The following is a 19,708-nucleotide window of genomic DNA, read 5'->3' as shown; positions in this document are numbered from 1 at the left end:
CTGGTCTGGGTCCGGCTCAAGTCCTTGGCGGCTCAAACCGGTCGAACGGTCTATCAACTCAAGCACGGCTTACTGGATGACTACCTTATTCGACAACTTAAAAATCCTTCGCTAGAAATGCGTCTTGCGTAAGTCCTGAGATCAAAGCCTGACCCCTTAATTAACCTGCACGCTGACTAACCATCCGAGCATCCAATTGTTTCAGAACCTCTCTTGCGGCGGCTTCCGACGAGGCGGGATTCTGCCCGGTAATCCAGTTACCGTCGGCAATGGCATAAGGTTTCCAGTTATCGACTTTCGAATACTTGCCGCCGTTCTTTCTTAATTCATCTTCCACCAAGAACGGCACGACCTCGGTGAGCCCAATCTCCTCCTCCTCGGCATTGGCGAAGCCTGTCACGGATTTCCCGTATACGAGAGAAGAACCGTTCGCCGCTTTGGCATGGCGGAACCCGCCAGGAGCATGGCACACCGCGGCAACCGGCTTGCCGGCGGCATACATGGCTTCGATCAACGCGATCGAATCCGGATCCTCGGACAAATCCCACAACGGGCCGTGACCGCCGGGGTAAAACACGGCATGGTAATCCGCGGCCGAGACGCCCGCTAGTTTGACAGTGTTAGCCAGAGCAGCTTGGGCGGCTTTATCCTGCTTGAAGCGCTGCGTCGCCTTGGTTTGTGCCTCCGGCTCGTCGCTCTTGGGGTCCAGCGGAGGTTGCCCACCCTTGGGCGAAGCCAGCGTGATTTCGATGCCCGCATCTTTGAATACGAAGTACGGAGCGGCAAACTCCTCCAGCCAAAACCCCGTTTTTTTGCCGGTGTCGCCCAGCGTGTCGTGCGACGTCAGCACCATCAGTACTTTCATAGTCGTCTCCTTGGTGTATTGCTGCGGCGCTCAAGCAAACCCTCGGTTCTCACCGATTCATCCCGGGCGCGGCGCCGATCCGAAAAAATACCGGCACTTTCAAGTCCGACCCGAACGCGGCGGTGTCGTTCACCGTAGAAGGCACGGTTCACATCCACGTTCCGCCCGGCACTTGTAGTCCTCGGCCGCTTTCACGCGGGCGGCTTGCCGAAGCACTCCGCGGGCCGAAGGATTCCTTCGGCAAACGCCGGCTGCACATTTTGGTCTATGTGATATTGAAGCGTATCCTTACAGAAGCCGGCATGTACGACTGGAATGTCGTCGTCTCGATGTTCGAGCACGATTATCAATACGCCCGCAATCGGCTCGAACCATCGAAGCCAGGCCGAAAAACCGATTATTGTTCTTATGATGGAGGTGAACGATGCGGAAGGCTTTTTGCGGACCTTGCGTACCGCGATCTCTCATGCTGCGATTTCTCCTGGCCGGCATTCTTGCGGCCTATACCGCTCTTCCCGTCGCAAAGTCGTTCGATACGGGGAGACACCGGATAATATCCGCGGAGACTATCGTGCTGCCCCCGCCACAAACCACGGGTCCCATGTCGCTCGAAGAAACTCTGCATCGACGCGCTTCGGTGAGAGATTTTCTCGGGACGCCGATTTCGTTGCAGGATGTGTCCCAACTCTTGTGGGCCGCCCAGGGGATCACCCGCGACGATCATCTCAGGACCGCACCCTCGGCCGGTGCGCTTTATCCCCTGGAGCTCTATCTGATAGCCGGGGACGTGAGCAATGTGCCGGCGGGCACTTACCGGTACCTCCCAAACCGGCATAGAGTCAAAGGGATTCACCGCGGCGACTTTCGGGCCGATCTCGCCGCCGCGGCGCAGCATCAGGATTGGCTGAAAGAGAGCGCAGCGATCCTGGTCTTCGCCGCCGTGGAGGAGAGAACGACAGAAAAGTACGGCTCCCGCGGCCTTCGTTACATCGATATGGAAGCCGGGCACGCCGCGCAGAATGTGCTGCTCCAGGCGGTGGCCCTGGGGCTCGGCGGCACGCCGCTCGGCGACTTCGACGACGAGCGGGCGGCGCAAGTTCTGGATCTGCCTTCCGAGGAAAAAGTCCTGTACCTGGTGCCAATCGGCAATCCGCGCTGAAATCCCGGCGACGAGAGCGATGCGCCGCGGAATCCGGAACGTCACCGTGGCAGTTGACGATTTTCAATATCTCAGGGAGTGAACCATGCGACGTCTGCAGATTGCCATCGTCGGTTTCGGCCGACTCGGTCTGGCCTGTGCCGAAGCGGCACGGGAAGATGAACAGATTGTCCTGACCGGTGTCGTACGCCGGCCGGAGTCGGCGCAAACTCTGCCCACGCCTTTCGATCGGGTTCGGGTTGTTTCCCATATCCGCGAGTTGTCCGGCCTCGATGCGGTGCTGGTATGCGTTCCGGCGGAGTGGGTTAAGGGGTGCGTACACGATCTGCTCCAGCACGGCTTGCCGGTCGTCGAGTGCGCAAGGTTCCATGGCGACGCCGTCCTTGAACACAAACAGGCCATCGATCGCTGGGCAATTCGCTTCGAACGACCCGCTATCGTAGGCGCCGGCTGGGATCCCGGCGCGCTGTCCCTGATGCGGGACTTGTTCGCCCTGCTCACGCCGAAAGGACACACCGACATCAGCCACCGGCCCGGCATCAGCCTACACCACACCACGGTGGCCGGTTCGGTGCCGGGCGTCAGGGGAGCGCTCTCCACCGAGCACCGGGACGCCGATGGGCAGGTGCAGCGCTATGTGTACGTGGAATTGGCGGAAGACACGAGACTGGAAGAGGTCAAAGGCGCCATTGCCGCCGACCCACTGTTCGGCGGCGATAGCACCGCCGTGTTTCAGGTCGAGAGTCTGGCGGCTCTTGAAGACGAGCACGGCGTGCTTCTGCAACGCCACGGTTCGGCCGGCCAAACGAAACACCAGTATCTGATGTTCGAGGCCCGCCTTTCCGAGGCTGCCCTGAGCGCTCAAATGATGCTGGCGGCGACCCGGGCGCTGCCGGGTTTGAAGCATCGGGCTTATTCGCTGCTCGACCTGCCTCTGGGCGCCCTCTGGGGAGCCTTGCGTAAAGATTCGGAACAGACTTTCCTCTGAGTTACTGTCGATGCTTTGCGCCGCATCCTACAAAATGTCGCCGTGCTTTAAACCTATTCTCATTTGAAAGCCGCCGTTTTTGAGCTGCCACGATGACAACGGTAACTCCATCTTTCAAATGGGGCGCGGTTTAGCTGCTACTCGCCGGCCTTCTTCCTAATCGGCGCAGGTATATTGGCTAAGATTGAGTGAAACAAGGTGGGATCGTAACCGACAGCAAACCCCAGCAAGGATAATAGACCCGCCATCCTTAGATACTGGTCGGCGGTTGTGTCGCTGAGGGCTTCGGTCCCTCCGGGAATGCCGATGGCTAAACCAGCGATGTACAACAGATAGACCAAAAAGCTACGGCACATGCTGGCCAATGGAGACTCGATCCGGTAGGCCATGCTTACGGGCCCTAACTGGTTGCCCGGGTCTGTGGACTCGCCTTGGGTTTCAGAGTCCGTTTGATGCCCGTGAAATGTCAACCGGCTCGATACACCGCCTATCACGCCAGCAAGGCATGTCAGAAGGGCGACGTTGGTATAGGTGTATAGAGAAGTAGCAGCAACGAAATCGAGCCAATTGAATGATGTTGCGAGATGGTCACGGTAGGGGCGCGACGAAATCAGCAGCCCTGAGCCGAACAGTGTGATCCAGGCGACGAGACTTAAAAATCCTATGACATAGTCGATCCACTTTCGGTACAGCATAGCTTTCACCTCGGCGCCTCCGTTGATGTAGCTCTCAGATTTTAGAAGCTTTGAAGGGATTAGCCAGGCCGTGTCCCGTTTGAAATTCGAAGTTTTCTCCATGGCTTAGTCCGCTCGATCCAATGACGGTCGGATGGAGCCGGTTCATTTTGAATGAGTCGAGCAGAAACTCCACACTTTTCGAATGAGATGCGGTTTCAATCGACTCACTGCGAAGCTACGGTGCGATTTCGCGCACGGCCGTTGCCGTCAAGCGATGGGCAGGTTGCAGGCGTACCCGCCGCTCGGCGCGGTGTCCGATGCGTTCGGCGAAGGCCGTTGGATCGACCAGCTTAGCGCGGCCATCAGTTCGGTCGTATTAAAGCATTTTTCGCTATGGTGTGGCGGTGCACAGATGAGGAGGTCGCCTAACAGATGCCGCTAAGGGGGCGACTCGTTTGAAGCAGGGAGCCGCCCCGTACGCGGGTTCCTTGCCCAAACCGTAGGCCGGATTAAGCGAAGCGTATCCGGCGTTTCGTACGTCGATTGCCGGGAACGGCTACCGCCTTATCCCGGCCTACAAGCTGCGCCTCGTCGTCTCGGACCGGGGGCGCTACACCGAACCGGAAAACGCTGTAGTGCAGGCGCCGAGCGGCCCGTCGAGATTGGTCGCGGCTGGTGTCGATCATCGGCTCAAAGCGGCGATGCTCGGGTTCGCTTCATAGCGCGACAATGCCGAAAGTCCAGATAGCCGTATGTGTTCAAGCGGTCCGGAAAAACGTGCTCAGTCCTGCGACCAAGGTTCGCCGCTCTCTTGCCGCGGCTTTTTCTCGCCGGGCTCTTCCGGCGCTTCCGCCGAAGGCTCCTGCTCCAACGGTTCTTCCTCGGGGTAGCCCTCGCCCCATTCGTCTCCGCCTTCTTCCGGAGTTTCTGCCGCAGGTCGATCCTGGGGTTTCACGATTTCTTCCAGAGGCTCGGCCCAATCCTCGGGAGGCGTATCGGAAACCTCAGTGCCGGTAAGATCGTCCACTTCCGCGACATCCAGAGGCCCGCTCCAATTCTCCGGTGCCTCGATCGGCTGAATTTCGAGCCGGTACCAGGCGTCGAAATCCATTTCTTCCACGTCGCCGTCGAAATGCTGGATCTCCACCGAATCCGCCTTTTCGTCCGCGGCGATGACCTGAAAGGCTTGACCCTTATCCAGATGTTGATACCAATTGCCGACGATAGGATCTGCTTCAGAGTTCATCGTTCCGCTCTCCCCTTCATATAGCAAACCGAGTCCTCGCCCTATCAGCGAGCATCCCGAGTAAAACCAGGATTACCTCGGTCTAAACGTTTCGATAGTTCGGATAGGGATTTTTGTCCGGTCATATAGCGGATTAGGCTATTGAAGCCATCGGCCGTTCCGCTGTCGCGGCGGGCATATAGGGTGAAATCGTGCGACGCCGTCCACTGCCGGCCGCTGAATGATCTGTCACAAAATCGCGCTATGGCTGGTGTGCGGGGCCGGCCTGCACCTAATAGCCGTGCGTCCCTTTATGCAGTCCGGCTTCGGGGTGAAGACTCTCTCCGGCGACATCCGTACTAATGAAACCTTTATCAGTAACCCCAAGCTTCGACCTTGCCGTTTTTCGTGTATACGGATCCGGGCGATATACGCCAGCCTGTATGGTAAACATGCTGGATTTCGCCCTCATCCCGATCTGATGGATGTTCGCTGATCGGCACGCCCCATGAAGCATAAAGGGCGCACCAACTCATGCCCTTTTGAATTCGCTCTTGCGCCACCAATGACCATTCTTCAGACGTGACAAGTTTTCGTCGTTCTATTTCGCCTTTGTATTGTTCTGCCAAGGGGTGAGAGATGAACCATGCGGAGTAAATGCCGTAACCGCGGCAGATCTCGCGATCGCTAAGTTCAGTGATGTGCGCCGGAGCCGTAGCGCAGCCTGCCGATAACGCTGTGGTCAGCGCCACAAGCGCCGAACGAAGCCAAAGAGGATTGATAAGCCTGGAACTCATAAGCACCTCGCGTCCCGAACGGCAGTTGTAGTGTTGTCGGCTGCGAGCCGCTCGGCCCGTTTGGTATGATCCCGAACATGAACCCCTCGCCCGCTAAGGTACAAGAACTGGGCTCGTTTCTCGTAAGCCGATGTGCGGACCGAGCGATCGCCATAACCAATCAAGCTCTGTCCAGCCGAAAACGGAGAGTCCGATTATTTAGACCTTATCCGAGGTTTCTCGTTACCGCATGGCTCTCGCGCCCGTTCTTCAGCCGAACGGACAACGGCAATCTGGGGCCGCAGATGTTTCTGTCATAAGGTCAAGAGGCTAGGGGTAAATCCGTGGCTCGTCAGAAGCTGTCCGAGGCACAGGGAACTTGCGGCATTCTTCAGACGTTTTCGTGTCTGAAAGACCAGATCCCTTTAAAAAATGCCTTCGATTTTTTTATCCTGGCTCGATGGAGCACGCAATGCCCGAGACAATCACCATCGTCCACAACAAGGTTCCGAACCGAATCCGTGTCCGGGTGCCGCTGATCAGAAACAAGCGGACCTTGGCCGAGTTGCTCAAGCAAAGCCTCCTCGGGGATCCTCAGGCGAAGGGGATCTACCATGCCGAACCGAACATCACCACGGGGACCTTTCTGATCAAATATCACCCCGCCTTGCACACCGAAACGGAGGTTATGGAGCGGGTCCGGACAATAGCGCGGAACATCTCCGCCGGAACCATCGAGATAACGGCTAAGCACAAGAATCCCAAGCTCGGCAAAATGCAACCGCAGGCTTTTTTCACGCGAGAGCTTATGGTGAGCATCGGCGGGAACGTAATTGCTGGACTCATCCTCGCAGCCCTGATCGCCCGCGGATAGACCAGACGCCCGCGGCTTGGCTTCTCTTAATCTCCCTTCAAGGGGCAAACGGTGATCGCGGCAGCGGACCAATCCGCCTTGAGCAGGATTCGTGCATGAGTTTGCGTGCGCGCCGGAGCGTTGCCTCGGCGAATGAGGCTTTCCAAGAGCTGTCGTTCCTCTACAGACAGTTGAACGTGGTATTTCTTTGGCATCGGAATGCTCCTGTCACTCAACCAGTGAATGCTTTGGAGCATATCCGATTTCAGCTACCCGTCACATGAACTCGGATAGACTACTAGGCTCAGGAGTGACGATTGCAGCGCGGCCGCCGCCTTCGCGATGGCTGAACCGAGCCGAACTCCGTCTAAGAGTGTGTGTGAAAAGCTGTTTCTCGCGGCTTTCGCCCTGTTCCGCAAGCATTATCGGAGGGAATGAAGCTGTCGGCGACCAGGTCTATATGCCAGACCGTAAGTGAGACAACACCCGTACGCAAATACCGGACTCCCTCCGAGGCATTCCGATGACTCACTTCGGTGGCCTTCCCCTACCATCCCCCGCTGACGGCAGAAAACCGACTGATTAGTCCAATAAGACAAACATCACTATTAAGGGGGCAGAAGAGGTAAACTCAGTAGCCTAGCTGTCCTAACGCAGCTGCAGCACACCATGAAACAGAAAAATCTCTGCTCTTTTGAAGCCCTATTGGATGCCGCCAAGGCTAATAAAGAGGCACTGCCTGCGAATCAGACCTTGTGTCAGGCACTCTTCGAAGCCTTACCGGATGCCATCGTGGTCATCGATTCTCGGGGACGCATCCTGCAGATGAACGCGGAGCTGGAAAGACTGTTCGGTTATGACCGCGGAGACTTGCAAGGTCAACCTATCGAGATCCTGCTTCCGGATCGCTATAGAGAGCGCCATATCGACCAGCGGCAACGCTATATTGCGGCACCTTACCGGCTCAAGGTGAGCCATCGTCCCGAACTCTACGGCCGGCGTCGGGACGGCACCGAGTTCCCAGTAGATGTCCACCTGGCGCCGACCAACTCAGCCGAAGGCACGCTGACCATAGGCGTCATACGCGATATCACCGCGTACAAGACAGTCGAGGCGGAGATACAGGAGCATGCGCACCTGAAGGCGACCATCGCCGATCTGAGCCAATTGGCCTTGGCTGGCATCGGACTTGACCGGCTGATGGAGCACACCGTGGCGCAGATCGCCCGGTGTCTCAGAATCGAGTATGCCAAGGTCTTGGAACTTCTCCCCGATGGGCAGGCGTTGCGGCTGAAGGCAGGCGTGGGCTGGAAGGAAGGATATGTGGGGGAGGCAACGGTCGGCGCCGATCTGGACTCCCAGGCAGGCTATACGCTGCTGCTCTCCAAACCGGCCGACGAGAGCACGTTGATCGCCGGAGAGCCGGTCATCGTCGAAGACCTCCGCAGCGAGACACGGTTCAGCGGACCGCCCTTACTCTTTGAGCATGGCGTGGTGAGCGGCATGAGCATCACCATTCCCGGGTATGCGCGTCCCTATGGTGTCTTGGGCGTGCATACGACTCAGTGCCGCGCTTTTACCCAGGATGATGCCCAGTTTCTGCGGGCCGTCGCCCACATTCTGGCCTTGGCTATCGAACGTCGGCAAACCGAAGAGGCATTGCGCGAAAGCGAGATGCGCGCCCGGCGCTTGGTGGAGGCGAACGTTATCGGGGTGCTGGAAGGGGTTGAAGACCAGATCCGCAACGCCAACCAGATCTTCCTGGATATGATGGGTTACAGTCGTGAAGACCTGGCGGCCGGGAAATTGCGCTGGCCGGAAATGACGCCGCCCGAGTACCGTCTCTTGGATGAAGCGGCGCGGGACCAGTTGCTTAATCACGGCGCCGTTACACCCTTTGAGAAAGAATTCATTCGCAAGGACGGCGCCCGGGTGCCGATCTTACTCTGCGCCACCGTGCTGGAGCGCTCCCCGTTCACCTGGATTGCTTTCGTCGTCAATTTGAGCGAGCGCAAGCGGCTCGAAGACTCGTTACGGCGCCGCGCGGTGGAGCTTGCCGAAGCCGACCGCCGCAAGGACGAATTCCTGGCGATGCTGGCCCATGAACTCCGCAACCCCTTGGCGCCGATCCGCAATGCCGTTCATATCCTGCATCGCCAAACGCCGCCTCTTCCCGAGTGTCACCGGCCTCTCGAGATGATCGAGCGGCAGACGCAGCACCTGGCCCGGCTGGTGGACGACCTTCTGGACGTTTCACGGGTAACGCGCGGCAAGATCAACCTGCAAAAGCAGTCGGTGGATCTTGTGGCGCTAGCCACCCGGGTGGTGGAAAATCATCGGCCCATCGCATCGACGCACCAGCATACGGTCACGTCGACCTTGCCGCCTTGCCCTCTTGCCATCGAGGGAGATGAAGTCCGGTTAACGCAGGTGCTCGATAATCTCCTCAACAATGCCATCAAATACACCCCGGATGGCGGGCATATCTGGGTAACCGTCGAAGACCGGAACGGAGAAGCGCTCGTCTCGGTCCGCGACAACGGCATTGGCATTGCCCAGGACGACCTCCCCGGCATCTTCGACCTCTTTGCCCAGGTCAATCCGGGGATTGACCGCGCCCGCGGGGGATTAGGCATTGGGCTTTCATTGGTCAAACGGCTGGTGGACATGCATGGCGGCCACGTCGAAGCGCGCAGCGAAGGCACCGAAAAAGGCAGCGAGTTCATTATCCACCTCCCGCTCTTATCCCGAAAAACCGAGCCGCCCTCCTTTTCTAGGGGCGTGCTGCCGACGTCGGAAGCACGGGCCGCGCTACGGGTGTTGGTGGTGGACGACAACTACGACGCGGCGGAATCGATGGCCCTGCTGGTGAATTTGTGGGGGCATGAAACGCACGTCGTCCATGATGGCCACGCCGCTGTGGACGCCTGCCGTACGTATAAGCCGGATGTAGTCTTACTCGATCTCGGTTTGCCCGGAATGAGTGGCTACGAAGTGGCCCAGCGCCTACGGAAGGACTATGGAGATTCGATGATGCTTTTCGCTTTAACGGGATACGGGCAAGCCGAGGATCGAGCGCGTACCGCGGCGACGGGTTTCAATTATCATCTGGTCAAGCCGATCGATCCCGATCCCCTTAAAGCCTTGCTCGCCTCACTAGGCGCACGATCTATCTAAGAGGCTGTCTTCAAACTACTGCGCGCCATACGCGCGTTGCGGCTCGGTGACATCTTGCCCTTTCATAAACGGCCGTTTACGCAAGACCTCCCCATTCCCGAGAACGCGACTGTAATTCAACTTGGTGTATTGATCAGCGTCGAGCACGATGCAGGAGCAAGGTTTTCTTGTATCCGAACCTGTATGGACTTTCGTTGACTCTTGAGAGGCTCAGAAATCCATGCCGCCCCGGGTCAGACGTGTACGCTGATAACGAATCTGGGTGCTTGGCGGTTTCACCCGGCCCCACTGGAGTGTGAGAGCCGGAAAAGTCGGCAGGCCAGAAACCGAATCTAGGGGTGAACGGGTGTCTAAGAGGAATCGGAGTCAATCTTCAGGATGAAATATTATGAATAAACATCTGTTTATTGCCGCCATAGTTGGGGTGGCCATCGTAGATTTTTCGCCTGTCGCCGCGCATGAACCATTACTGAGCAAGCAGGATATCCCTCAAGCAGTCCTCGCGGCTTTCCAAAAAGATCATCCTACGGCCAAGCGCGTAAAGTACGAGGAAGAAACTATCGACGGGAAAAATGCCTATGAAATCGCCTTTCAGGATGAGAAAGCCCAGGAACGGTCTGAGGTATATAGCGCCGACGGCACTTTGATGGAAACCGAGAAGGTCATTAAAATCAACGAGCTGCCTGAAGCTGTATTGCAAGCGGTAAAGGATACCCATCCACGTGCTACGCTCCAGCGAGCCTTTCAAGTTTCCAATACCAGCGGTACCGTAACAAGCTATGAAGTTGAGATCAGGGAAGGCAAAAGAGAGCGAGAGGTTGAATTTGATACGAATGGAAAAATCCTATCGCGCTGCTGAAGCTCTCCAGGGCAGGCGGAAGCAACCCGGCTTTGATCGGTCAGCTGGTCGCCTATCAATCCACGAATTGCTATTTGGTCATGATTTACGCAGAGCAATGGTACTGATGAATTGCTACCCCGGCTGTTGATTTTCACTACGCCCAGTCGCGTCGTTTGGCTGCTGAAATCCGTGATACAGCGCCTGAACGCCGCTGTTGTGAGTTATGGTCATCGACATCTGAATGGATCTCCTCCTCGATAAGAATTCAGCAGGCATCCTCGGGCCTATCTTGAATCTAAGGGCCACGCGAAAGACGCTAACCCAGCGTAGAACCTCAGGCTGCGTTTTCTGGTAAAATCGCCGCGAGATCGAGCGGCAGGCGCACCACAAATTCGCTGCCTCTCCCAGGCCCTTCGCTGTACGCTTCGACGTGGCCGCCGTGCAGTTCGACAATCTTTTGCACAATGGTCAAGCCCAGCCCCAAGCCGCCTTGAGCCCGATCCAGTGTGCGTTCGGCTTGAGTGAAGACCTCGAATAGGTGCGGCAAGAGCGCTGGGGAAATGCCTTCGCCGGTATCCCGCACTGAAATGAGGACTTCGCCGTTTTCACACGTCGCGGTGAGCCAAATCTCCCCACCGTCCGGGGTGTACTTGGCGGCATTCACGAGGAGGTTCGAGACCGCTTGCGCCAGCCGGACGGCATCGCCCTCGATGCGCACCGACTGATCCGGTATGGAAACAACGAACCGATGACGACGTGCATCGAGGAGTGGCTCGCAGGTCTCGACCGCTTGATCGATTAGCGCCGCCAACTCCACCGAGGCTTTTTGCAGGGTCAGCTTGCCTTGGACAATTCGTGAGACATCGAGGAGATCGTCCACCAATCGCACCAGGTGTTCGACTTGCCGGTCCACCACCTCGCGCGCCCAGTGGAGCGCGGGGTCCGGCGCGTCCGGCCTCCGCATGATTTTCACGGCGTTGCGGATGGGCGCCAGAGGATTTCGGAGTTCATGGCCGAGCATGGCGAGAAATTCATTCTTGCGTCGATCGGCTTCACGCAGTTGGTCGGCCTGTTCCTGCAGTTTCGCCTCGATCTGCTTGCGATCGGCGATATCGTTGACCAGCGCGACGACGCCTCGCACCTGGCCCTCGGCATCCGTATCCGGTGTGTAGGTGGCGCTGATCCAGCGCGTACCGCTCGCCTGATAAGGCACCTCCAGCTCGAAGGCGACGGTATCCCCGGACAGCGCCCGATCCAGAAGGGGCTGGATGTGCTGCCACGCCACGTCACCCATAACGTCACGAACACGCCGGCCGCGGATCTGTGCCCAATCTTCGCCAAACCAGCGTTCGTAGGTCTCATTGACCCATCGATAGCGATACTTGCAGTCCACGTAGGAAATCGCCGCTGGGGTGGTGTCGGTAATCAGGCGAAGGAGGTTCTCGCTCTGGCGTAGGACCGCCTCGGCGTCCTTACGCTCGGCGATTTCCAGTTCCAGCGCCCGTTTGGCGTCCAGCAAGGCTTTCTCGGTCTCCCGGCGTTCCACCACCTCACGGTAAAGCCCTTGCTTGCGCTCCAAAACCGTCTGCAGAACGCGCCGTTCCGCCTGGCGCAACCGCTCGATAATCAGGCTGAGAACGACGCCTACGCTCACCAGAAACACGAGACGCAGTCGGTCGCCCGAATCGGCTATGGCGAACGAATGCTCGGGGTTGACCAAAAAATAGGCACTGGCCAGTCCACTTAATCCGGTAATCAGCAATCCGGCGCTGAATCCGCTAAACCACGCCGCCAGCATGACGGCCACCAGGAAGAGCAGCAGCGGGGGCGAGCCGTTAAAGAAGGGCTGAAGAGACTTTAAGACCAACAGAATGACCGAAGCGGCCAGTAGCCCTGCCACATGGCCGTTGAAGAAAAGGCGTTTCAACAAAGGACCTCGACGGAGCCCATCCGGATGAGCCAAGGCCAATCGCTCGAGGAGAGTCGCTAGCGTGGCTGAGCTCCCGGGCTGCCCGCGGTCCATCGCTAAGGTTTGCGCCCGGTTATATCCGGCAAGGGCATACCAGCCGGATTATCGATGCCGGTCGCATTGACGACCGTGTCCCACTGGAACGGGGTGCCGCGGAGCGTGGCACTCCGAACGTCCTCGGGCACCAGAATAAACACCACGAAGACAAGGGCGGCCAGCAAAGATGTAGCGGACACCGCCAAACCCAATAACAATAATTTAGCCAAGCCACTGACAGAGGGTTGAGACATTATCGTAGACATTTGATCGACTCTCTTCTCGGGGTGGATAGACGATTCGAGGGCCAGAGGACTTGGAGCCTTGGCACCTTGAGCAGACGTTACCGCGTTCGGCGAACGGATGCTGTGATCTATTACCACTTCCGAGGCAAGCGGATTTAGGCTTTAAACCTAGAACTATTCGAGATGGATCAATCGCCTTTTATTTCGCCAGCGGGTTCTTCGCCTCTTCGAGCTGCGCCAAAATCTGCGCCTTGGCCGCGAGCCAGTCCTCCTCTTCGAAGCCGGGTGCGAAGTTGCGTTTCTCGGCCAGATAATACGCCGCCTCCGCTACCATGCGATCAACGGTCTCCTGATTCGGCCGTTGAGCCCGTTTGAACGCGGCGATCCGGCTGACGTCCTTTCCTGTCGCCGAGGAGCGGGCCCGAGGGGTGGCGACGGTCTCGCGTGGTTTCGCCTCAACGGCTTGGCGCGCAGCCGGCTTGGGCTTTTTGTGCTTGGTTCCCGCGGTGGGCGAAGCCTTGGCGGGTGTTGCGATGACCTCCGGTTTTTCCGATCCCGCATCCGCAGCCTTGCTCGCGGCCTCGGAGGTCTTGCCGGCTTTGCGCTTAGGGGTGGATACCGGTTTTTTCGTGGTGTCGATGGTCGATTCACTCATGCTACTTCTCCACTGGAGGTAAATTCGGTTCTCACTGATTCAGCCTTGAAGATCCTCTCACGAAACATCGGGGCATCGGGTAATAATGACAAAAATATCGGGTTTGATTGTTTCAGATCCCTTAAACGAGTGTCTTCCCGTCCTCGACAATCTTCGTCTAGCGAGGGCCATCGACATGAGCCCCGTTGTCATCGTCGATGGCCTCTCGGATTTGGAATCCCCGACAAAATCGCCCTACCCTTAGGTATTTCGGGAAGCTCAGGACTTCACCAGGGGCTCCGACCATGTCACGTTTAGACCTCCATCTGTGGACGGTCGGGGGCAGGCCAGTCGAGGTGAAAGAACTTGCCCCGAGCATGGTCGGTCCGCTCGTAGGTATGGGCGCCGAAATAGTCGCGCTGCATCTGCAACAGGTTGGCAGGAAGCCGGGCACTGCGGTAGCCGTCGAAATAAGCGAGCGCGGACCCGAAGGCGGGAACGGGCACACCGTTGGATACGGCGAGGGCGACCGTCTGCCGCCATCGGCTTTGCCCTTCGTGCAAGACGTCCTTGAAATAGGGATCGAGCACCAAATTCTTCAGGTCCGGATTCCGGGCGTAGGCATCGGTGATCTTTTGCAGAAAGCGTGCACGGATGATGCAGCCTCCCCGCCAGAGCTGCGCGATGGTTCCGAAATCGAGTTGCCAGCCGTAGGTTTTTTGCGCTTCCGACAGCAACTGGAACCCCTGGGCGTAAGCGCAAATCTTGGAGCAATACAGCGCGTTCCGAATCGCATCCAACAGGGCTGCCGAGTCGGCCGCCGGCTGAATGTCCGGGCCTTTCAGCAATTGGCTGGCTTCGACCCGCTCTTCCTTGAGGGCCGACAAGGCGCGGGCGAATACGGCTTCGGCGATCGAATTCGCCGGCGCGCCCAATTCCAATGCGCTGGCGGCGGTCCACTGGCCGGTGCCTTTCTGTCCGGCGGCGTCCAGTACTTGGTCGACGAGGAACCCATCGCCCGCGGGATCTTTCTGCTGCAGAATGTCCCCGGTAATCTCGATGAGATAGCTGGACAACTCGCCGGCATTCCATTCGCGAAAGATCGCTCCGATGGCGCCGGCATCGAGCCCCAGCAGGTTTTTCATCAGCCAATAGGCTTCGCAGATCAATTGCATGTCGATGTATTCGATGCCGTTGTGCACCATCTTGACGTAGTGCCCTGCTCCATTCGGCCCCAGATAGGCGGTGCAGGGCACGCCGCCCTCGACCGGCTTTCCGGGCACGGCTCCCCCCAGAGGCGCGCCGCTTTGTGGATCGACCTTGGCGGCGATGGCGCGCCAGATCGGCTCAAGTTCGGCCCAAGCCGTCAAGCTGCCGCCCGGCATCAGCGAAGGTCCGAAGCGCGCGCCCGTTTCGCCGCCCGAAACGCCGGAGCCGATAAAGAGAAATCCCTTGGCCGTCAGCTCCTTCTCTCTGCGGATGGTATCCAGCCAATGCGCGTTGCCGCCGTCGACGATGATATCTCCGGGCTCGAGGTGAGGCAGCAGGCTTTCGATGGTGCGGTCGGTCGGCGCTCCCGCCTTGACCAGTAAGACGATCTTGCGTGGGCGCCGAATGGCTTGGGTGAACTCTTGAAGGTCGGTAAAACCGAGGACGCGCTCGCAGGAGGGCTCCTCCCGCTTGCAATGCGCCATGAATTCCTCGGTTTTTTCGGGGCTGCGGTTATAAACCGCGATGGTATAACCGTGATCGGCGATGTTCAGCGCCAAGTTTTGGCCCATGACCGCCAGTCCTATTAGCCCGATGTCTGCGTTGTCACTGTTCATAACGGTACCTATTGTTGGTGGATGATGAGCCCAACTGTTAATCCGCACATTGATTTGATCCCTTTCAGCGGCGAATTTTGACGACATCGGCAATCGATGCCGGCTGCTGAAGGGTGATCAATCCGACGCGCTAATTTACATGGGTATCCTAGCTGAAGAGAGTCCGCGCTACAGCCGGGGAGCCAATGTGACTCAGTTCTGTGTCAGTAGATGGCCGATTCGATGAACATGGCTGAAGCCCCTGCGATAGCGGCACTGCAACACCCCGGATTCTGCATTATTTCGCCAGGAGAATCAGTTCATTCTGCGTCTCATCCAGGGTCATCCGGAACCGGTTCAAAAAGCTCATCCCAAGGAGCTTGGTGCCCTGAAGACGGTCGTCCGGGAAAAAGGCGACCGGCACGGCCGTTGCCAAGACGGAACCCACCTGAACGACTTCGAGGATACCTACTTTGATCGGTATGGTATCGCTTGCGGTGTGGCTGAAACCCTGCTGAAGCGTCTCCGGAGTGAAGCCGAGTTCGCTGGCCATCGACTCCGGCAAAGCGAGCGTGGAGGCACCGGTGTCGACAATCAATGTGATCGGCAGCGCCACCCCGTTCGGTCCCACCAATATTGTATCCACCTGATGATGGGGACCGAGCCGCGTCGTCTTGATGGTGGCGTTACGAGATCGTTCTCGGACTGGGATCTTGGCACTGGTGATCACCAGCCGTTCGACTGCGCCGGGCTGCCCGCCCATGAGCACGTAGTTATACTCCTCGAGGAGGCTCTTGAGCCGGGTAGGCAGGTCACCGGCCGTTGCACGCGCGGCTTCCGACCCGATGCGGTCCAGCCCTTCGACGGCAAAACCGCGGTCTTTCGCCAAAGATTCCAGCTGAGCGCGAAGCGTCTCCGCTTCGACCCACGCTGGCACCATACCGATGAGGAGGAGCCTGCAAAGATATCTGAGTAGAGGTCGAGGTCTTAACATCGGTTTTCTCGCGTGATTGGCCATTCGGCCGTTAGATCCGTCTTGGACCAGAATCCTTAGAACCTGTTTGCAAAAAGTAGCGAGCGGACGTCAGCCGGGGGCGGCCGGAGCGGAGGACCCGGAGTGTACATGGAGTACATGAGGAAGCCGAGCACCGCCCGGCCCCGGATCACGGTCGCGCAGTAGTTTTGCAAACAGGTACTTAAGCGCTTACTCCGGGCAGCGGTTTGCCGCAGGCGGCCTGGACCGCTGCGAGGCGCTCCTTGGCGTGTACTTGATCACCCGCCGGTTAAGCGTGGCATGATCGACATCGATACCGCGCTCCTCTGTCGTCATTTCATTATGCCGATAGCTCAGCGGGTAAACCAAGTACTACCGGATACACCGGAGGATGATTCGCTCTTGAATCGGGCGCGCTTCAGGGGGCGCCGGATTCAGTAAAGGCCTGGCACGATCCGCCATGGCACCCGTGCCCGGTAGCGGCGCCAATCTTCTCCGTACTTCGCCAGACACATGGTGTCATCCCGCCGCTCTCGGTGGACGAGAAGAATGCTGAAGTAGACGATATGGAAGTAAGGCAGAGCATGGCCGAACGCAGTCGGCAAGCACCACGACAGGGCGATCATCAGGTCGCCGAAGTAGTTCATGTGGCGTGACAGGCCCCACCACCCAGACGTCAGCAGCAGCGTTGCCTTGGCGGTCTCGATGTACTCGGGAGGTCGACCCCACACGGGTCGATCCGGGTTGCGTCGAAATCGGTGCTTCTGGATGTTTGCCCCGCGGAAGATCGTATAGCCGAGAAGGTTCAAAGCCACAATAGCAGTGATTCCCCAGGCCGGCAGGTCGTGCGTATGGTTAACCAGGTACTGTGCCTGTAATGTATAGGTGAAGGGCAACCACACAAGGTCGCCCCAACAGAGCATCCACCCGAACTTCTCGTGCTTGATGTCCCAGGTCGTGAGAACGGCCTCTTCATGAATGAAGTAGTCGATGAGGTAAAAGCTCTGGAACCCGACCACCAGTAACATCGGCACGGTCACCGTGCCTTGCAGTTCATATTGTTTGGCCGCAATGGAGAGATTCAGGAGCATCCAGAAGATCATCCCGGGGCGGGCTTCGCAATACAGCTTGATATCGAAGAACCCGATCCGCGGATTGAGAGCCGTACCCATGAAGTAGTCATAGAGCGGTCGCCCCGTCGGCCCTTCCCAGCCGGCGCCCTTCAGGCCCCAGACATAGAGAAAGCCGGAGAAGGCAAAGGTGAAGATATTTACCACCGTCATGAGTGGACCGAGCTGGTCATACAGGAGCGTGGCATCCAGCCAACCCAGCGCTACCGCGCCAGCGAGCACTCCGAGCGTGAGCAGAAAGGAAAACATCCCGTTCATCCGATACTCGAGCCGGCGCCCGTCCGGCAGCGGCATTCCCAGAACCTTGCGGCCAGGCGCCCAAACTTGTAAAGCCGCCTGCCACAAAAACCAGGCGCCGTAGATCGCGGCCGCCTTCCACGTGGGCGGCGAGACGTGTGACCAAAGCTGCAGCCATCCTGCCGTGTCTCGCGGAAACACCAGCGCCCCTTGGTAGTACCTGACGCAGATCCACAGGTAGTATACGAGCGGCGGCAAGGCGACCATGAGCACCAGCCAAGAAAGGCCGAAACCATACTTTTGCCGCGCCGCGTCGACTGTGACGCCGTATCCGGGGTTTTCACGGTTCATCAGCCGCTCCCTCGTTCGGTTCAGAACTTTCGGTTTACAACCAGCTTGCGCAGCGCCATCTTGCCATATACCCACACCGTCTCGGCCAGCGTCGTCCCATCGAAAGCACTGAACACCACGTCGCCCAGGATGAGCGGGAACGCCGCAGGTACGAAACCCCGACCATACTCTAACATCCAGGCCGCTTCCGGGATTTTGAACCCCTCAGCTTCACCGCGTTTCAGCACGGTGTGATCGCCCGGTCGAGCCACCTCACGGACACCGCAGCAATGTGGCCGGTAGGTCCAGACCTCACCGGCCAATACAAAGTCATGAATATCCATGCGATAGCGGCCGGAGAAGCCCTCGGTGCCGACCGGGGTTCCGAAAATAATGAGGTACTCGGTCAAGGACGCATGAAGGATGGTCATCACCCCGGTTGCCCCCGCCGTAAGGCTGAAAAGCCACCTGCGCTGGCGGCTCGCATCGATGTGGGCGGGATACGCATTAACAACAGCCTCTACCACAGTCCCCACCATCTCGTCATGCGGCTTTCCCACTCCATGTCGGGCGATGGTGTGAAGCCTCTCGATATCGAACACGTAGCGCATTGCGCACCTGGGCAGATAAGCGTGAAGGCGTGGCTGGCGTAAGTTCACAACTCCGCATCAACGATCTTGTGCCGGGTCGGCCACTTTGTACATCTAGGCAACGTCCAACCGCCGGGAGTTTGGCCACTCGTGCCGCACCGGGCTCATTAGTTTTGAACCGCCCCGGCTTTCCTGGAGGCTCCAACTTTTGAGAGTATGGAGCCATGAAGACATCGATAAAATATTCACTGGAAATAAGGGAGCGTGCCGTTCGGATGGTGCGAGAGCATCAGAGCGAGCATGAATCCCAGTGGGCGGCCATCAGTTCCATAGCGGCCAAGATCGGTTATACGGCCGAGACGCTGCGCCGCTGGGTACGGCAAGCTGAGAAAGACAGTGGTGAGAGCGAAGGGCTCACCAGCACCGAGCGAGAGCGGATCAAGGCACTGGAGCGAGAGGTACGTGAGCTGCGCCAGGCCAATGAAATTCTGCGCAAGGCGTCGGCTTATTTTGCCCAGGCGGAGCTCGACCGCCGGTTCAAGCGATGAAGGCGTTCATTGATGAGCATCGCGACGCCTATGGGGTCGAGCCGATCTGCAAGATGCTGCCGATTGCCCCATCAACGTACTACCTGCATGCCGCTCGGAGGGCCGATCCCGACCGGAGATCGGCCCGAGCCGTGCGTGATGAGCGCTTGAGTCAGCAAATCCAGCGGGTTTGGGATGAGAATTTCCAGGTCTACGGCGCGGACAAGGTCTGGCACCAATTGCATCGCGAAGGGGGGGTGTCAAGTTAAGTGTGTAACTGGGATTAGTTCATAGGGTGACGCGATCGCCCAGCAGGATCACGAAGTGGTTCAAAGCCCGCTTCCAATCCTGGATCGGCATGGTCCATTTCTTCTCGATCCGCTGCAGCCCAAGGTACAAGACTTTCAGGATCGCCTCATCGTTCGGAAACGCACCGCGGGTTTTAAGCAACTTACGCAGGCTGAAATTGAGCGATTCGATGGCGTTGGTGGTATACAGCACTTTGCGGATCTCCGGCGGATAATCGAAGAACACGGTCAAGCGCGTCCAATCCGCCCGCCAGCTTTGGCTGATGGCCGGGTATTTGGCGTCCCAGGTTTCTCCAAACCGCGCCAGGGCGGATTCGGCCTCGGTCAAAGTCGCCGCCCCAT

18 protein-coding genes, 1 other RNA gene, 2 pseudogenes and 1 other annotated feature are annotated in these 19,708 nt (G+C 58.2%); of the genes and pseudogenes, 7 read left to right on the top strand and 14 right to left on the bottom strand.

The genetic code is table 11. The features are described 5' to 3' along the window. Positions 1-132 (top strand): annotated as a pseudogene (locus VEB01_RS23205) (IS701 family transposase); the annotation flags it as partial. A 28-nt stretch (positions 133-160) separates the two neighbouring features. Here VEB01_RS23205 and VEB01_RS00550 read toward each other — a convergent pair. Continuing rightward, complete coding sequence (locus VEB01_RS00550; RefSeq protein ID WP_324872153.1) at positions 161-865, bottom strand: type 1 glutamine amidotransferase domain-containing protein; 705 nt, start codon at positions 863-865, stop codon at positions 161-163. Positions 866-1,331: 466 nt separating this feature from the next. On the opposite strand from VEB01_RS00550, the gene VEB01_RS00545 reads away from it, so the two are divergent. Continuing rightward, entirely contained in the window at positions 1,332-2,024 is a 693-nt protein-coding gene (locus VEB01_RS00545; RefSeq protein WP_324872152.1) for a SagB/ThcOx family dehydrogenase, read from the top strand. A gap of 85 nt (positions 2,025-2,109) precedes the next feature. Continuing rightward, complete coding sequence (locus tag VEB01_RS00540) at positions 2,110-3,012, top strand: NAD(P)-binding domain-containing protein (RefSeq protein WP_324872151.1); 903 nt, start codon at positions 2,110-2,112, stop codon at positions 3,010-3,012. 137 nt (positions 3,013-3,149) lie between these two features. Here the strand turns inward: VEB01_RS00540 and VEB01_RS00535 are convergent, their stop codons facing one another. The 3 genes from VEB01_RS00535 to VEB01_RS00525 form a co-directional block, all read right to left on the bottom strand. Then, on the bottom strand, positions 3,150-3,809 hold the full coding sequence (locus VEB01_RS00535; protein WP_324872150.1) for a hypothetical protein: 660 nt from the start codon (positions 3,807-3,809) through the stop codon (positions 3,150-3,152). Positions 3,810-4,470: 661 nt separating this feature from the next. Continuing rightward, positions 4,471-4,935, bottom strand: a complete 465-nt coding sequence (locus VEB01_RS00530) for a DUF6763 family protein (RefSeq protein ID WP_324872149.1) — start codon at positions 4,933-4,935, stop codon at positions 4,471-4,473. Positions 4,936-5,288: 353 nt separating this feature from the next. Next, complete coding sequence (locus VEB01_RS00525) at positions 5,289-5,711, bottom strand: hypothetical protein (RefSeq protein ID WP_324872148.1); 423 nt, start codon at positions 5,709-5,711, stop codon at positions 5,289-5,291. 451 nt (positions 5,712-6,162) lie between these two features. Between VEB01_RS00525 and VEB01_RS00520 the strand changes: the two genes are divergently transcribed. After that, positions 6,163-6,564 (top strand): hypothetical protein, encoded by a 402-nt coding sequence (locus VEB01_RS00520; protein WP_324872147.1) that lies wholly within the window; start codon positions 6,163-6,165, stop codon positions 6,562-6,564. A gap of 26 nt (positions 6,565-6,590) precedes the next feature. Here the strand turns inward: VEB01_RS00520 and VEB01_RS00515 are convergent, their stop codons facing one another. Continuing rightward, positions 6,591-6,758 carry a hypothetical protein gene (locus VEB01_RS00515; protein WP_324872146.1) on the bottom strand — a complete coding sequence of 56 codons (168 nt, stop codon included), beginning with the start codon at positions 6,756-6,758 and terminating at the stop codon, positions 6,591-6,593. Positions 6,759-7,212: 454 nt separating this feature from the next. On the opposite strand from VEB01_RS00515, the gene VEB01_RS00510 reads away from it, so the two are divergent. Further along, the gene (locus tag VEB01_RS00510; protein ID WP_324872145.1) at positions 7,213-9,720 is read left to right on the top strand and encodes a hybrid sensor histidine kinase/response regulator; all 2,508 of its coding nucleotides are present in this window, start codon (positions 7,213-7,215) and stop codon (positions 9,718-9,720) included. 388 nt (positions 9,721-10,108) lie between these two features. Further along, positions 10,109-10,579, top strand: coding sequence for a PepSY-like domain-containing protein (locus VEB01_RS00505; RefSeq protein ID WP_324872144.1), 471 nt, complete (start codon positions 10,109-10,111; stop codon positions 10,577-10,579). A 316-nt stretch (positions 10,580-10,895) separates the two neighbouring features. Here VEB01_RS00505 and VEB01_RS00500 read toward each other — a convergent pair whose 3' ends face one another. The 8 genes from VEB01_RS00500 to VEB01_RS00465 all read right to left on the bottom strand — a co-directional run bounded on the left by VEB01_RS00500 (position 10,896) and on the right by VEB01_RS00465 (position 18,600). Beyond that, the gene (locus VEB01_RS00500; RefSeq protein ID WP_324872143.1) at positions 10,896-12,491 is read right to left on the bottom strand and encodes a sensor histidine kinase; all 1,596 of its coding nucleotides are present in this window, start codon (positions 12,489-12,491) and stop codon (positions 10,896-10,898) included. Between the two features lie 95 nt (positions 12,492-12,586). Beyond that, positions 12,587-12,832: a hypothetical protein gene (locus VEB01_RS00495; RefSeq protein ID WP_324872142.1), complete on the bottom strand. Its 246-nt coding sequence runs from the start codon at positions 12,830-12,832 to the stop codon at positions 12,587-12,589. Positions 12,833-13,010: 178 nt separating this feature from the next. Then, entirely contained in the window at positions 13,011-13,466 is a 456-nt protein-coding gene (locus tag VEB01_RS00490; RefSeq protein ID WP_324872141.1) for a DUF2934 domain-containing protein, read from the bottom strand. 293 nt (positions 13,467-13,759) lie between these two features. Next, complete coding sequence (gndA, locus tag VEB01_RS00485) at positions 13,760-15,271, bottom strand: NADP-dependent phosphogluconate dehydrogenase (RefSeq protein ID WP_324872140.1); 1,512 nt, start codon at positions 15,269-15,271, stop codon at positions 13,760-13,762. A 277-nt stretch (positions 15,272-15,548) separates the two neighbouring features. Continuing rightward, positions 15,549-16,190: a retropepsin-like aspartic protease family protein gene (locus tag VEB01_RS00480; protein ID WP_324872139.1), complete on the bottom strand. Its 642-nt coding sequence runs from the start codon at positions 16,188-16,190 to the stop codon at positions 15,549-15,551. A 118-nt stretch (positions 16,191-16,308) separates the two neighbouring features. Next, a non-coding RNA gene (locus VEB01_RS00475) (sX9 sRNA) lies at positions 16,309-16,384 on the bottom strand. A gap of 294 nt (positions 16,385-16,678) precedes the next feature. After that, complete coding sequence (locus tag VEB01_RS00470; RefSeq protein WP_324872138.1) at positions 16,679-17,962, bottom strand: DUF1295 domain-containing protein; 1,284 nt, start codon at positions 17,960-17,962, stop codon at positions 16,679-16,681. Positions 17,963-17,982: 20 nt separating this feature from the next. After that, on the bottom strand, positions 17,983-18,600 hold the full coding sequence (locus VEB01_RS00465; RefSeq protein WP_324872137.1) for an ERG2 family protein: 618 nt from the start codon (positions 18,598-18,600) through the stop codon (positions 17,983-17,985). A gap of 155 nt (positions 18,601-18,755) precedes the next feature. On the opposite strand from VEB01_RS00465, the pseudogene VEB01_RS00460 reads away from it, so the two are divergent. Then, a pseudogene (locus tag VEB01_RS00460) lies at positions 18,756-19,312 on the top strand (IS3 family transposase); the annotation flags it as partial. Further along, positions 19,034-19,150, top strand: a sequence feature (AL1L pseudoknot). Its footprint overlaps the pseudogene before it by 117 nt. 34 nt (positions 19,313-19,346) lie before the next feature. Here VEB01_RS00460 and VEB01_RS00455 read toward each other — a convergent pair. Continuing rightward, on the bottom strand, positions 19,347-19,708 hold a 362-nt coding region (locus VEB01_RS00455; RefSeq protein ID WP_324872136.1), incomplete at its 5' end, for a transposase.

This window comes from Methylocaldum sp. (assembly GCF_035627495.1).
Taxonomy (GTDB): domain Bacteria; phylum Pseudomonadota; class Gammaproteobacteria; order Methylococcales; family Methylococcaceae; genus Methylocaldum.
The sequence above is the reverse complement of the archived record's forward strand: the minus strand, read 5'-3'. Positions and strand labels throughout refer to the sequence as shown.